This window comes from Leminorella grimontii (assembly GCF_039789245.1).
Taxonomy (GTDB): Bacteria; Pseudomonadota; Gammaproteobacteria; order Enterobacterales; family Enterobacteriaceae; genus Leminorella; species Leminorella grimontii.
This window is the reverse complement of sequence record NZ_CP146357.1, coordinates 2110878-2124663: the sequence shown is the minus strand read 5'-3', so window position 1 is coordinate 2124663 and position 13786 is coordinate 2110878. Positions and strand designations below refer to the sequence as shown.

The window sequence follows — 13786 nt, the reverse complement described above, 5'->3', positions numbered from 1 at the left end:
CGATAGTTTAACCGCTAGCGGAAGGGCGGCTCGTTAAACGTCCTCAGCTTACGAGAATGGAGGCGTTCACCTTCAGTGCGTAAGAGGTCTATCGCGCAGATGCCTATCTGTAAATGCTCGGAGATAGCGCCTTCGTAGAAGCGATTCGCCTGCCCAGGCAGCTTGATTTCGCCGTGCAGAGGCTTGTCTGATACGCACAGCAGCGTTCCGTAGGGAACGCGAAAACGGTAGCCCTGAGCGGCGATAGTGGCGCTTTCCATATCAATGGCGATAGCGCGACTGAGGTTAAAGCGTCGCGCCGAGGCGGTATAGCGCAGCTCCCAGTTGCGATCGTCCGTTGTTACCACCGTCCCGGTGCGTAAACGCTGTTTTACCTCGACGCCGGGCATACCGCTGACCAGCTTGGTGGCGTCGTAAAGCGCGCGCTGTATCTCTGCAATGCTGGGGATTGGGATATCCGGCGGCAGAACGGCATCCAATACGTGGTCGTCCCGCAGGTAGGCGTGGGCCAGCACGTAGTCGCCGATAGATTGGCTTTCGCGCAGGCCGCCGCAGTGGCCAATCATCAGCCAGACGTTGGGGCGCAGCACGGCCAGATGGTCGCAGATAGTTTTAGCATTAGAAGGCCCGACGCCGATGTTGACCAGCGTGATGCCCTGACCATCTTTCGTTATCAGATGATAGGCGGGCATTTGATGATTTTTGCCGCTGAAGTCGAAAGCGTCGGCCTGTAGGACGTTGTGTTCATCAATCAGTATGCCGCCGGCGCAGGAGAGCGTGACGTAGGGGGAATCCGCGTCGGCGATTTGCCCGCGCCCCCAGCGGACGAATTCGTCAACGTAGCGCGTATAGTTGGTAAACAGAACAAACGGTTGAAAGTGTTCTACGGGCGTGCCGGTGTAATGACGCAGGCGCGCAAGCGAGAAGTCGATGCGCCGTGCGTCAAAGTGTGAAAGCGGGCTGAAGTCCGTCGGTTGGAAAAGGCCGTCGGCCATTTCATCGCCTATTTGGGACAGTTCGGTTGTTGGAAAGTGGCGCGTTAAGTCGGCGCTCATCGATCTGTCCAACGACAGGCTGGCGCCGTCGATGACGTAGGGATAGGGGATCTCGTGGTGAGAGGGTACAACCTCGATGTTAGCGCCGTAGTCTTCCTGTAAAAGCGTCAGCTGTTCTTCCAGATAGGCGCGAAACAGCGACGGGCGGGTGATGGTCGTTGTGTAGCAGCCTGGATGGGTGAACCGGCCATAGGCGCGGATCTTCTTCGGCGACTGGGATACGCCGTTCCAGCTGACTTTCAGCTCCGGATACACAAACAGGCCCGCTTTACGGGCGCTATCGTCGGGAAGGGCGCCGGTCTCGATAAAGGCGGCGATGGAGCCGCGCAGCGCTTCGACCGATTCGTTATACATGGCTTCCAATCTGTCCAGCGCCTGGGCCGGAGAGAGTTTTTCGGCGCCGCGTTCAAGGCTCATAGGATTTCCCCTGTTCGTGTAGTTTGTATCGTTGTAAGTGGCGAAACATAGCCTAATTATGTCACGAAGCGCTAAGAACGAAAGGCACAATCAAGAGAAAAGTGAAATGAATTCAGAAGGAAAGAAGAAAGAGAAGAAGAGGGCGATTCACGCGACGGCCAGGCAAGCGCATCGCGTGAATATAACGGGTATGTCTATTCGGGCTGATTCTGCCCGGCCAAGTCGGCCAGCGTGTCAATATCCTGAATCGTAATGTATTTACCCTTCACGCTCAGAATGTCGCTTTTCTGGAAGCGTCCGAGCAGGCGGCTGATGGTTTCTACGGTTAAGCCGAGGTAGTTGCCTATGTCTCCCCGCGTCATCGTCAGCCGGAACTCCCTGGGGGAGAAACCGCGCTGGGCAAAGCGGCGGGACAGATTATAAATGAAGGCGGCCAGCCGCTCTTCGGCATTTTTCTTGGAAAGGAGCAGGATCATATCCTGATCGCCTTTAATCTCGCCGCTCATCAGGCGCATGATTTGCTGGCGCAGGCTGGGCATCTTTCCGGACAGGTCGTCTAATATCTCATAGGGAATTTCACACACCATCGACGTTTCCAACGCCTGAGCGAAGCTAGGATGGGTGTGCGTACCGATGGCGTCAAAACCAACCAGATCGCCCGCCAGATGAAAGCCGGTAATTTGCTCATCGCCCTGTTCGGTGATGGTATAGCTCTTGATCGTGCCCGAGCGAATGGCGTACAGCGACTTAAGTTCGTCGCCGGCCTTGAAAAGAGCCTGCCCCTTCTGGATAGGCTTTTTACGCTCAATGATGTTGTCAAGTTGATTCAGTTCATGCTCATTCAGCGTAAAAGGGATGCATAGCGGACTGATGCAGCAATCCTGACAGTGAATTGCACATCCGCCTGACTGTATGCGCCGAATTGTTCGCTTTTCCGGAATCATAGGTTGTAACTCTGATTTATTTGACGTGAGTCAATTTTACCAGCTTTTTTTATAATAGGTAAGGCTTCACCAAAACTCCGAGATGTTCCCTTATGTTAAAAGGAGCATTTTGGAATAACGCTTTGTTTTAAATGTATTTTGATTCTTTTGCCTTTAAAGCGTGTGACTTAGGGGAATTAAAGTGAGGGATGAAACGCTTATTTTTTGAGCGAGAAATGCGTTGGCTTGTTAAGAGAACGGGAACAAACAGGGGCTTAAACTATAGGGTGAAGTGAATTCAAGATGAAACGCTGCGTAAGCGGCGATAAAACAAAGATTATTTATCTTTAATTTAACAAATCTATCATGATTGAGAGATATAGCGTAAAAACGGGAAGGAACTGACAGCATATTGGCAATATATCGACATACCCTGCATTACTTCCGCTCAACTTCAAACCCGCTAATTATTCCACATCGCCGTCGGGCGAGAAACGTAAAACAGCGTTTTCTTTGATCGCTAACAATCCCACGCGTTTAAGAAAGCCGTTTTACCACTCTACAAAGGCATCCAATTTGCCGCAGCAGCTTCTCCTGTCCTCATAGTTTGACAAAGATCAGGTTAATTATTTTCTCTAAGTCAGTATAATGAGAATAACTATCATTGTAATAGCTAATATCATAACTATGTCTATCTTGAAAAAAACGATTTTTCTTCTGATTGGATGGTGTGCGTTTAGTGCGATTGCTATGGCAACGGATTACCAACGGCTTACGGACGACATTCGTCAGCGCTTGGATAAAACCTCTCAGTTTTATCAGCAGCAGCAAATTGCCGAAGCCCGCACGGAAGTGCAGATGGCCTATTTTGAGGTTTTTGAGAACCTTGAAGGCCCCATTCGCATCAACATCTCCGCCCAAAAAAGCTATCAGATGGAAGCCGCATTTGGCGAAATTCGCAAAATGATCGGCGAAGGTAAGCCGCAGGCCGACGTTGACGCCAAGATTAACTGGCTGAAGGACGAGTTGGACAGCGTTTTACCCGTGTTGAAGGATGGACATAAACTCAGCGCAGAGCAGCAGCACGGTACGTACGACAACAGCGATATTGCGCCGTACTGGCAGCAGAGCTTTAAAACGATTGACGATTTGCTGGCGGAAGCGATAACGCTTTATCAAAACGGAAACTATGCCGAGGCTCGCCGCAAAGTGCAGCAGGCGCAGTATGACGGCTTCAAAAATTCCGAAATGGAAATGTCCGTTCGTCAAAATCGCTCTTCGCAGCAGGCCGGCGATATTAACCGCCAGTTTAACGAGTTGATTAATATCAGCGGCGAAGCCGACAGGATGAATGACGTCAGCTACCGCATCACCACGCTGTTGCAGGATCTTGAAGACCTGCTGCCGGGTCTTCCCATCACGCGCGAAGAGCAACAGGCCGTCGCCGCGGCGGATACCGTTGCCGACAGCGTTCCGGACGCTGACTGGTCCAAGGTCGTCACTGATATCGACGCCGCCGTTAAGGCCGCGCTGGCGCAGTATAAGGGTGGAGACGGCAAAGGGGCGATGATGGCCATACAGGACGCCTACTTCGATCTGTTTGAAGCCAGCGGAATGGAGAATAAGATTGGTTCCCGCGACGCCGCATTTAAAACCCAAATAGAAAACCACTTCACCCGAATGGTTAGCCAGATTAAGGCCGGTCAGCCAATAGAGAGCGTAGAGCAGCAGTCCCAGGCGTTGCAAACCGATCTTATAGCCGCCGTCGAGATGCTGGGCAGCGGCGCTCAAACGAGCTGGAGCCTTCTCATCTATAGCCTGCTTATTATCGTGCGCGAAGGGCTGGAGGCGCTGCTTATCGTGGCCGCCATCGTGGCCTATCTGGTGAAAAACAACCATCAGGACAAGCTTCCTCTGATCCGCCAGTCGGTCTACGTTGCTCTGCTGGCAAGCGTAGTGACGGCGGTGATATTCCAGTGGCTGTTTTCCAACTCCGGCGCCAGCCGTGAACTGCTGGAAGGCGTGACGATGCTGATTGCCGTAGTCATGCTGTTCTCTATGAGCTACTGGCTGCTGTCAAAAGTCGAAGCGAAGCACTGGAAAGCCTATTTGGAAGGCAAGCTTTCAAACTCACTGTCTACGGGCTCTATCGTTGGGCTTTGGCTAACCAGCTTCCTGGCGGTGTATCGTGAAGGAGCGGAGACGGTGCTGTTCTACTTTGCGCTGATGGGGGATTCGACAAGCGTCAGCGGGCATCTTTCTATTCTGGCAGGTTTCCTTATCGGCTGTGTGATCCTGCTGATTGCCTACGTGGTTATGCGCTTTAGCGTAGTTAAGCTGCCGCTTAAGCCGTTCTTTATGTTTACCGGCTGCTTTATGTATCTGATGGCGTTTGTCTTCGCCGGCAAAGGCGTATTGGAGCTGATAGAAGGCAAGCTGTTCCAACCCACGCTAATAGCAGGAATGCCGGAAATCGTGTGGCTTGGCGTCTACCCCTATGTTGAAACGTTGATACCGCAGGCGGCGCTGATCGTTGCGGCGCTGATTGCCCTGTGGGTAATGAAAAATAATTCGTCTCGCAAGGCGATAAATAACTAGAAGCAATGTGGGCAATTCTACCTATGCCTTTAGTACCGCTTCTCTGGGGCGGCTAACGGATGTAATGATTGTGACGATAAAGAGGATGGAAAAAATGGCAATGAAGAAAACGTTTGTTACCGGTGCATTTATCGCCGGTTTGTTGACGGCGCCGGCGGCATTCGCTTTTAAAGAGTACCCTGCGGGTGAACCGGTAAAAATGAATGAGCTGGAGATCGCGGCGGTTTATTTGCAGCCGATAGACATGGAACCGCGCGGAATGGGCCTGCCAGCCGCCAAGTCTGATATTCACCTGGAAGCGGATATTCACGCCATTGAGGGGAATAAAAACGGCTTCGGCGCCGGCGAATGGATGCCTTATCTGACTATCTCCTACACGCTGGTTAACACCGATACCGGAGAGAAGCAGGAAGGCACCTTCATGCCGATGGTTGCCGGCGACGGCCCGCACTACGGCGCAAACATCAAAATGATGGGCGTGGGCAACTATAAAGTGACCTATCACATTGAGCCGCCCTCAAAAGCGGGCATGCATCGTCATACCGACAGCGAAACCGGCGTTGGCCGCTGGTGGAAGCCTTTTGACGCCAGCTTTGAGTTTAAGTACGTCGGTCTGAACTGAGGTCTTAACTGAAATAGCGCGTTTAGCCGGAAGGGTGTGAAGCCCTTCCGGCCGTATTCTTTAATCACTGTGATTGCAGTGGTCGCCATAAAAATAGGGGAAGCGTTCCGGCCTTTGCGGTCTGGGCGTGAAACAGATATCTATGATGAACTATTTTCTGGTTTCGGTTCTGCAGGCGTTTTTACCCGTTTCTCTCCTGCTGGGAGTTAGCTGGGCGCCACGTCAGGCGCCGGGACTGCGTCCCGTCGTGTGGTTAAGCCTGTTGGGCTTTCTGGTCGGGGCGTTCGCCGGCATTCATTTCCCCCGTTCACAGCAGTGGACGCTGTTTTTTACGCTGTTCCAACTGGCTTCCATCGTGCTGTTTTTAGTAAGCCAGCGCGTTTCTTCACGGCGAGTCGGCTATTTCTGGCTGTTTATCCTGATTCTTCTCTCCTCCGTACGCTGGGGCCAAACGCCCAACCTGAGCGCTATCACCGCGACCGGCGTGGTGAATACGGATCTTATACTCAACGTCAGCGCCGTCCTGGGCGGCATCGCGCTCGTTGCGGCCTCCGCTGCGCTTATCGCCGCCTGCGTTAGCCAACTGCGCTTTTTACGCTGGCCTCTGATTATTGCGCTTGCATTAATTCTGCTGGCGCCGGTATCCGGCGAGCTGATGTTGGCGCTGATGAAGCTTCAGGCGATAGGGCTGACCAAGTCGCTTTTGAGCTATGTGGCTAAGGTCACCAACGCCTGGGCGCTGATTAACTACGTCAGCGCGCTTATTTTACTGATAACCGTGCTGGTTTATCTCTTGCGCGTAGTCATTCCCAGAGCAAAAGAGCGGGTTCAGAGCGAACCTATTGCGCATCGGAAGGCGCTGGCCCGCTATTTCGACGCTCGTCGAACGATGGTTGTAACGCTGTTTCTGGCCGCCGCCGCCTTTGGCGCTCAGCTTTATTGGGATAAGGTGGCGTCCCAGCCGCCGCGCCTGTCGGAGGCTCAGCCCGTATTGTTGGCTGATGACGGCATGGTTCATATCCCCATTGAGCAAGTAAAGGACGGCAAACTTCACCGCTTCGTCTGGGTCGCTGACGACGGTAAAGCCGTACGTTTTTTTGTCATCAATCGCTATCCGGACAAGCTTCGGCTGGGCGTTGTGTTCGACGCCTGCCTGCTGTGCGGCGATCAGGGATACGTGATGGAAGGCAATCAGGTCATCTGCGTGGCGTGCGACGTACACATTTTTATTCCGTCCATTGGTAAACCGGGCGGCTGCAACCCAGTGCCGATTGACGAATGGTCAATGACGGACACCGAACTGACCATTGGCAAGAAGGCGCTTGAATCCGGGCTTAACTATTTCAATACCGTCATTACGCTGGAGGTTACCGATCCCGTTGACGGCAGCCGTTTGACCAACACCAAGGCCGAACATCGTTACACCTTCGCCGGTAAAACCTACTTTTTCTCAAACGAGGCGAACTTTGAGGCTTTCAGAGACAACCCGGAAAAATACGTTCAGGAGGCTAAGTAATCATGCTATGGCGAATGCTGCGCCAGTCCTGGTCGCGCAACGTAGGCAAAAAATCGCTGGCGGTAGTCACCATTTTTCTGGCAGCCGGACTGATATCCGCGCTGTTGGCAGTATCTATCGATATCGGCGACAAGATGGCCCGAGAGATGAAGTCTTACGGCGCAAATATTCTGATCGAGCCCGCCGGACAGGCGACGCTGCCGGCGCTGTTTGGCGAAAAGAGCAATCCGCTGGCCGGGCAGGAGTTTCTGGACGAAGCCGAACTGCCCAATATAAAGGACATCTTCTGGCGTAATAACATTATCGGCTTTGCGCCGCTGCTCAGCGGCGAAGTTAGCGTACAGGGGCATAGCGTCATCGCGCTAGGCACGTTCTTCGATCGGGCCGTCGACGTACCCGATGAAGAGGACTATCACACCGGTCAGAAAACGGTGAGTCCCTATTGGCAGGTCAGCGGCAAGTGGCCTAAAGAAGAGGGCGATGCCGTTGAAGCGCTGGTCGGGCAACAGCTCGCTCAGCAGACCGGCTGGAAGATCGGCGATCGTTTGAGCGTTAAGGGGCCAAAAGGCAGTCTGGAGGTCGTCGTTAGCGGCATTTTGGCCAGCGGCGGCGATGAAGAGCAGCAGCTCGTCATGCCGCTGGCTCAGGTTCAAACGCTGCTAGGGCTGCCGGGTAAAGTGCAGGCGGTTCGCGTTTCAGCGCTGACCGTGCCGGAAAACGAGCTTTCACGCAAAGCGCGCGCCGATCTGGAGTCGCTGGATGCGGAAGAGTATGACCTGTGGTACTGCACCGCCTATGTGTCTTCCATCGCTCACCAGTTGGAAGAGGCGATTTCCGGCTCGGGGGTTCGCCCCATCTGGCAGGTGGCTGCGTCAGAAGGCATCGTTATCGAAAAGATTCAACTGCTTCTGGCCGTTGTTACGTTAGCTGCGCTGCTGGCGTCGGCGATGGGTATTGCGTCGCTGATGACCAGCAACATTATGGAGCGCACGCGAGAGATAGGCTTGATGAAAGCGCTAGGCGCCAGGCAGTGGCAAATTATGACGCTGTTCTATCTGGAGGCCGCCATGAGCGGCGTTATCGGCGGACTATTCGGCTGCCTGGCCGGATGGGGGCTGGCGAAGGGCATCGGTATGATGCTGTTTGACGCGCCGCTGAGCTTTGCCTGGATTGTCGTTCCCTGCGTGCTGGCGCTGTCGGTGTTGATTGCGCTGGTCGGTACGTGGTTCCCGGCGCGTAGAATCGCCTATCTTTATCCGGTGGAGGTGCTGTATGGCCGCTAAGGCACAAAGCATGTTCTGGCGCCTGGTGTGGCGAGCGCTCAGGCTTCGCATGCAGCGCGTCGTCGTGGTCTTCGCCGCGCTGGCGGTAGGGGCGGCGATCGTGACCGCGATGTCCGCCGTCTACTTTGATATCAACGCCAAAATGAGCCAGGAACTGCGCACCTTTGGCGCCAACTTTTATATCGGGCCGGGGCATGGGCACACCATGGAGCAGGCCGAGTACCAAAAGATTATGGACGGGTCTTCGAAAGATATCGTCAATGCGGGAACGCCCTATCTGTATGGGACAGCTCGAACGGAGCTTGAAAAGGTGGTTGTGATGGGCGTGTGGTTTGAGTCGCTCAAGCAGATCGTTCCTTACTGGCAGGTTACGGGGAACTGGATCGGCGTGAGCTTTGACGATCGTAACGCCATGATAGGTTACAAGCTGGCCAACCGCCTTGAGTTAAAGGTGGGCGATACGGTGGTGTTGGTTGACGGCGACAGAAAAAAGCCGCTGCAGATTAAGGGCATCGTTGAAGCCGGAGACGCAACGGACAACGTGCTGATTATTAATCTGCCGCTGGCGCAAAGCTGGTTGAATCAGCCGAACGTCATCAGCCACGCGCTGCTGAGCGTTAATAATGAACAAGGGCAGGTAGATGCCTTTGCCGAAAGGCTGCAGGCTGACTACCCCAATCTTGAAATTCGCCCCATTCGTAAGGTTTCCGCCTCGGAAGGCCAGGTGTTGGACAAGATCAAAGGGCTAATGGGGCTGGTTTCGTTAGTCATTCTGGTGCTTTCAACGCTATGCGTGAATACCACGCTAATGGCTATCGTCAGCGAGCGTTCTCGCGAGTTCGCGCTACAAAAAGCGCTGGGCGCTAAGGGCCGCGACATCGTGCGGCAGATTGTAACGGAAACGCTGATAGTGGCCCTGTTTGCCGCCGCCGTCGGCATCGTCATTGGCTACGTCTTGGCACAGATCCTTGGTCAAACGGTATTCTCTGCAGCGATTGGGCTTCGGGTTCAGGTTATACCGCTCACGCTGGCGCTTTCTCTGCTGGTGGCGCTGATCGCCGCCGTTCTGCCAACCTATCGCGCCGTCAAGATTGAGCCGGCTAAAGTATTAAAAGGAGAGTAGCGGTGATGCAACAGCAATCAAATATTCAAGCGCCATCGCCGTGGGTGATAGAAACCCGGCACCTGTATAAGCGTTTTGGCCAGGTTATCGCGCTGGATGACATTAACCTGCACATCAAGCGCGGGGAGTTTGTTGCCATTATGGGCGCATCAGGCTCTGGAAAAACGACGCTGATGAACATTCTGACCTGCCTGGATACGGCTAGCGAAGGGCAGGTGTTGCTGGACGGCGTTGACGCCGCAAAGCTGGATGAAGAGGGACGTCGCGCCTTTCGAGCCGATAAAATCGGGCTGGTGTTTCAACAGTTTCACCTGATCCCGTTTTTAACCGCGTTGGAAAACGTCATGCTGGCGCAACACTATCACAGCGTGGTGGACGAAAAGGCCGCGCGTAAGGTTCTGGCGCAGGTTGGGCTCGATCACCGCGTCGATCATCTGCCTAGCCAGCTTTCCGGCGGCGAACAGCAGAGGGTTTGTATTGCCCGGGCGCTGGTTAACGAACCGCCGGTTATCTTTGCCGATGAGCCGACCGGAAACCTTGACGAACAGAACGAAAAACTGGTTTTGGGGCTGTTAACGGATTTGCACAAGCAGGGCAGAACTATCGTTATGGTTACCCACAACCCGGAGCTGGGGCGCTTTACCGACAGAATTATTCGCCTACAGCACGGAAAATACCTTGGCGAAGAGGTGAATCGTCAGGAGGCAGAACAGCATGTTGGCTGAAATGAACAGGTGGACGGTCGCGGCTTTGCTTGGCGTTTCACTGCTGCTCGGCGGCTGTAAGGAAGAAACGGCAAAAGTGGGGGAGGCTGCGCCGACGCTGGCCGTCTACGATCTGCAGGGCAATCAGGCCTCCCTTGCCCAATGGCAGGGTAAATACGTGTATCTTAACTTTTGGGCTTCAAACTGCGGAGGTTGCCTGGTCGAGATGCCTACGCTTGAAAAGCTCAGCAAGGATTTTCACGACAGTATAGTGGTCGTTGGCATAAATACGGACAGAGGCGACTTTAACGTTGAGGCGTTATTAAACGACTTAAACGTGACGTTTCCTAACGTGAAAGATCAGCTGGCGATTACTCAGGAACGTTATCAGGTTATTGGTACGCCGACGGCCTTTCTTATCGGGCCCGATGGAAAGCTGCTTGCTCAATACGTTGGCATGATGAAAGAGCCTCAGTTGGCCGCCATTTTTGAGCGTACGAGAGGAGTGCAGCCTTGATAAAGCGAATTAGCGTTGCGTTTGCACTGGCGCTTGTATTTCTATGCTCGACAGCGCCGACTCAAGCTCAGGAGATTAAGGGGTTTTATCAGAAAAACTGCGCTTCTTGCCATGGTCGTAATGGTGAAAAAACGGCGCTGAATAAAGCCAGAAAGCTCGAAACGCTCGATGAGGCTCAAGTTATACAAGCACTGAAAACGCGCCGCGATGGAAAGGTAAAGGGCGCGGGGAATATGGTAAAAAAGCGCCTTAGTGACGAAAATATTCAACAGTTAGCAGAGTATGTGCAGACGTTAAGCGATCGCCAACATTAACATTGTTCAAAATATTTTAAATAACGCACGCGAGTGCGTTATTTTTTTGTGCTAATTTCGTTTTTTTTGTTTATAAAAATCCAGAATGTATAATTGCTTTTAAGAGTGTGTCCTAACGTTTCGTTTCTAAATCGAAATTGATTATTAACCTATTTAAAATCAATCAAATAAGCATACCACTATGAATTTGAACTATTCTAAAGAATAATAGGTCATAATGGTATACAGAAAAAACATCTTTTTGATTCCCTTTTAGGGCGACTTACCGTGGAAAAAATCATCTATTTTAAAAGAAATTACAACGGGTTAGATGCCGCTGACTTTGATCTGGTTCAAGGCGGAAATATGGTTCGTCGCCTGGTTAGCTCGCAGAATGATATAGAGAATATAAGCCTCAATCTGGGGCAAACTCGGCTTGAATACGGTTATCGTCGTTCCGGAACGTCGTCGATTTCTGGCCGAGGAAAATTCTCACCTCACTTTGTATACATTGGGTTAACGGTAAAGGGAAACGAATTTACCCGATGTAATGGAATGCCCGTCGGTGAAAGAAACCTGCGCATATTTCCGGAAGGAACGGATATCTTTTACCAATCCCAGGGAGAGTGTGAATGGTTTCTTTGCTCTATACCACGTTATCTACTACAGGCGGCGCTGTCCGCGCATCCTGACGGTTTGACGCTGCCTACAAATCAAATCATAACGATAAAGCTAAGCAATACGACGTTCGAGCACTTAACCGGATTCTTTAAGGAGATGTTTAGCTTCATTGAACCTCTGGCAAAGCCAATGCTGCCGCCAGACGTTATTAATAAGCTTTCTAGCGATCTCATTAACGAGTGCGCAACCGCAATAAGCAAAAATGATAACCAGTGGTTGGGTATTCTTCCCAATCGCTTAAGCCAGCTGCACGGTCAGCTTATTCTGGCCAGTGAAACGCTGGTGCTGTCCAGCGAGAATTACAACATTAAGCTATCCGAACTGGCGGACTCTACGGGATACACTCTGAGAGCCCTTGAAATGATTTTCAAAAATACCGTCGGCATGTCTCCCAAAGGATGGTTTATTAACATGCGGCTAAACGGCGCACTGCGCGACCTGATGACGGCACAAGATAATGATAATGTTGCTAAAACGGCGACTCGCTGGGGATTCCAGCACCTGGCGCGCTTTTCTTCAACTTACCGCAGTACGTTTAGCGAACGACCGAGTGAAACGTTGGCTCGCTCACGAAAAAGAAAAATACCTTGAATATCAACAGATGTGACTATTGATTAACTAACTTATTGTCTGGGTTATTTGCTACTATTGTCATTGTGTTACTTTTTCACTGTTGCCCAATCCCTTCTATAATAAAGTCTGAAAGTCCGCTTTCAGGATCGTAGGATATGAATGCGGGGAACTGGCGATACTGTTTACTAACGATGGGACAATAGGGGTTAACTATGTTGGCGATAAAGCATCTGTCTGCGGCGGTCGTTCTTGGCGCTTTTTTATTAGGGGGGTGTACGTCAAAAGTTGCAGATTCTAATGAGTACTCCGGTTTTTTATCTGATTATTCTAAGCTGCACAAAGCGGAAAGCCCAACGGGGCAGACCGTACTGCGCTGGGTTGACCCTGCGCTGAAGATGAATAATTACCAAAATATCTACTATGAGCCGATTGTGTTCCATCCGGCGCCTCAACCCAATGAGCAAATTTCTCAGCAAACTTTAGACCAGATCCTCAGCTTTACTAACCAGCGCGTCAAGACTGCGCTGGGCCAGCGCCTGCACTTAGTCGACAACAAGCAAACGCCGAATACTTTGGTATTCCGCGGCGCGATTACCGGCGTTAGCGCACCAACCCAAGGGCTACATTTCTATGAAGTGATCCCCGTTGCTCTGGTCATCGCTGGCACTATGGCCGCAACCGGGGAGCGCGATGAAGATACCGTATTAATGTTTGAGGGCGAGCTGGTTGACGCCAAAACGGGAAAAACGGTGTTTGAGGTTGTGCGTAAAGGCTTCGGAAAAGAGTTAAGCAACGATAAGCAAAAGGTCACCGTTGGAGATTTACAGCAAATAGTTAGCGATATGGCGACCGATATCGTTCGTTATCAAGATTGATTTCTTTGCTATCATACTGTTTCTTGTGAAAAACGCCGCTGCTGCGGCGTTTTTTTATAGCTAAACAGAGGGCGTTTTGATTGAGAGCCTGGATCAATAACACTAATAGGTCATTTTTATCATACGGTTTTAATCGCAGTTAATATCGAGAAATATGAATATACTTCCGTTAAATTCCATTAAAAAATGATTTATAGAAAAAGATCTCAAACTGGGCAGTCGCTTTTGTTTTGAAATAAACTTTTATTAAACATTTAATTTACATTTTAGTGACATTTCTTCATTCCTCTCCTAGTCTTAATAGTGAAAGCATTATGGCGTTTATGGTTTTTATGTTTTTAATTGAAACGCTTTTGATGCATACTTAATGTGTCTATTGGTGGAGGAGGCGATTATGAAAGTACTGTTTGCCGTTACGGGTTTTGTCCTGCTCATGTTTTATTCGACGCTTTTTGTTATGTACCTACCTTAATCTATTCCTTGATGCGCCAAAGCGCTGGCAAAAAAAGCGAGCGTTTTGGCAGTCCTCTTTACTCTTTTTCTCGCACCACTCACAACGCCGCTTGAAGTCAGTGCGATAGACAGAATGTTCCCATAAGCAATTGG

12 protein-coding genes are annotated in these 13786 nt (G+C 51.4%); 10 read left to right on the top strand and 2 right to left on the bottom strand.

Annotated elements, in window-relative coordinates:
• Positions 1-14: 14 nt before the first annotated feature.
• Positions 15-1472 (bottom strand): AMP nucleosidase, encoded by a 1458-nt coding sequence (locus V8L73_RS09930; protein ID WP_347254756.1) that lies wholly within the window; start codon positions 1470-1472, stop codon positions 15-17.
• Positions 1473-1666: 194 nt separating this feature from the next.
• Entirely contained in the window at positions 1667-2416 is a 750-nt protein-coding gene (locus V8L73_RS09925) for an FNR family transcription factor (protein ID WP_261830912.1), read from the bottom strand.
• Positions 2417-3082: 666 nt separating this feature from the next.
• Between V8L73_RS09925 and V8L73_RS09920 the strand changes: the two genes are divergently transcribed.
• The 10 genes from V8L73_RS09920 to V8L73_RS09875 all read left to right on the top strand — a co-directional run bounded on the left by V8L73_RS09920 (position 3083) and on the right by V8L73_RS09875 (position 13180).
• A complete protein-coding gene (locus V8L73_RS09920) occupies positions 3083-4993 on the top strand; it encodes an FTR1 family protein (protein ID WP_347254755.1) in 1911 nt (636 codons plus the stop codon).
• Positions 4994-5087: 94 nt separating this feature from the next.
• Positions 5088-5615: an iron transporter gene (locus V8L73_RS09915; RefSeq protein WP_027273128.1), complete on the top strand. Its 528-nt coding sequence runs from the start codon at positions 5088-5090 to the stop codon at positions 5613-5615.
• A gap of 145 nt (positions 5616-5760) precedes the next feature.
• The gene (locus V8L73_RS09910; RefSeq protein ID WP_347254811.1) at positions 5761-7131 is read left to right on the top strand and encodes a Fe-S-containing protein; all 1371 of its coding nucleotides are present in this window, start codon (positions 5761-5763) and stop codon (positions 7129-7131) included.
• A gap of 2 nt (positions 7132-7133) precedes the next feature.
• Entirely contained in the window at positions 7134-8414 is a 1281-nt protein-coding gene (locus V8L73_RS09905) for an ABC transporter permease (protein ID WP_027273130.1), read from the top strand.
• 10 nt (positions 8415-8424) lie between these two features.
• Positions 8425-9537, top strand: a complete 1113-nt coding sequence (locus V8L73_RS09900; protein WP_071783270.1) for an ABC transporter permease — start codon at positions 8425-8427, stop codon at positions 9535-9537.
• A 5-nt stretch (positions 9538-9542) separates the two neighbouring features.
• Positions 9543-10262 (top strand): ABC transporter ATP-binding protein, encoded by a 720-nt coding sequence (locus V8L73_RS09895; RefSeq protein ID WP_036023229.1) that lies wholly within the window; start codon positions 9543-9545, stop codon positions 10260-10262.
• Positions 10252-10758 carry a TlpA family protein disulfide reductase gene (locus tag V8L73_RS09890; protein ID WP_245614578.1) on the top strand — a complete coding sequence of 169 codons (507 nt, stop codon included), beginning with the start codon at positions 10252-10254 and terminating at the stop codon, positions 10756-10758. The genes V8L73_RS09895 and V8L73_RS09890 overlap by 11 nt, the downstream gene beginning before the upstream one ends.
• Positions 10755-11072 carry a c-type cytochrome gene (locus tag V8L73_RS09885; RefSeq protein WP_051155537.1) on the top strand — a complete coding sequence of 106 codons (318 nt, stop codon included), beginning with the start codon at positions 10755-10757 and terminating at the stop codon, positions 11070-11072. The genes V8L73_RS09890 and V8L73_RS09885 overlap by 4 nt, the downstream gene beginning before the upstream one ends.
• 267 nt (positions 11073-11339) lie before the next feature.
• A complete protein-coding gene (locus V8L73_RS09880; RefSeq protein ID WP_027273135.1) occupies positions 11340-12323 on the top strand; it encodes a helix-turn-helix transcriptional regulator in 984 nt (327 codons plus the stop codon).
• A gap of 194 nt (positions 12324-12517) precedes the next feature.
• A complete protein-coding gene (locus V8L73_RS09875; RefSeq protein ID WP_027273136.1) occupies positions 12518-13180 on the top strand; it encodes a DUF3313 domain-containing protein in 663 nt (220 codons plus the stop codon).
• Positions 13181-13786: the final 606 nt, after the last annotated feature.

Bases quoted from the DNA above. Each gene is read 5' to 3' on its own strand.
- V8L73_RS09930 (WP_347254756.1), bottom strand. From the start codon at position 1,472: ATGAGCCTTGAACGCGGCGCCGAAAAACTCTCTCCGGCCCAGGCGCTG.
- V8L73_RS09875 (WP_027273136.1), top strand. From the start codon at position 12,518: ATGTTGGCGATAAAGCATCTGTCTGCGGCGGTCGTTCTTGGCGCTTTT.
- V8L73_RS09920 (WP_347254755.1), top strand. From the start codon at position 3,083: ATGTCTATCTTGAAAAAAACGATTTTTCTTCTGATTGGATGGTGTGCG.
- V8L73_RS09890 (WP_245614578.1), top strand. From the start codon at position 10,252: ATGTTGGCTGAAATGAACAGGTGGACGGTCGCGGCTTTGCTTGGCGTT.
- V8L73_RS09905 (WP_027273130.1), top strand. From the start codon at position 7,134: ATGCTATGGCGAATGCTGCGCCAGTCCTGGTCGCGCAACGTAGGCAAA.
- V8L73_RS09895 (WP_036023229.1), top strand. From the start codon at position 9,543: ATGCAACAGCAATCAAATATTCAAGCGCCATCGCCGTGGGTGATAGAA.
- V8L73_RS09915 (WP_027273128.1), top strand. From the start codon at position 5,088: ATGGCAATGAAGAAAACGTTTGTTACCGGTGCATTTATCGCCGGTTTG.
- V8L73_RS09925 (WP_261830912.1), bottom strand. From the start codon at position 2,416: ATGATTCCGGAAAAGCGAACAATTCGGCGCATACAGTCAGGCGGATGT.
- V8L73_RS09900 (WP_071783270.1), top strand. From the start codon at position 8,425: ATGTTCTGGCGCCTGGTGTGGCGAGCGCTCAGGCTTCGCATGCAGCGC.
- V8L73_RS09910 (WP_347254811.1), top strand. From the start codon at position 5,761: ATGAACTATTTTCTGGTTTCGGTTCTGCAGGCGTTTTTACCCGTTTCT.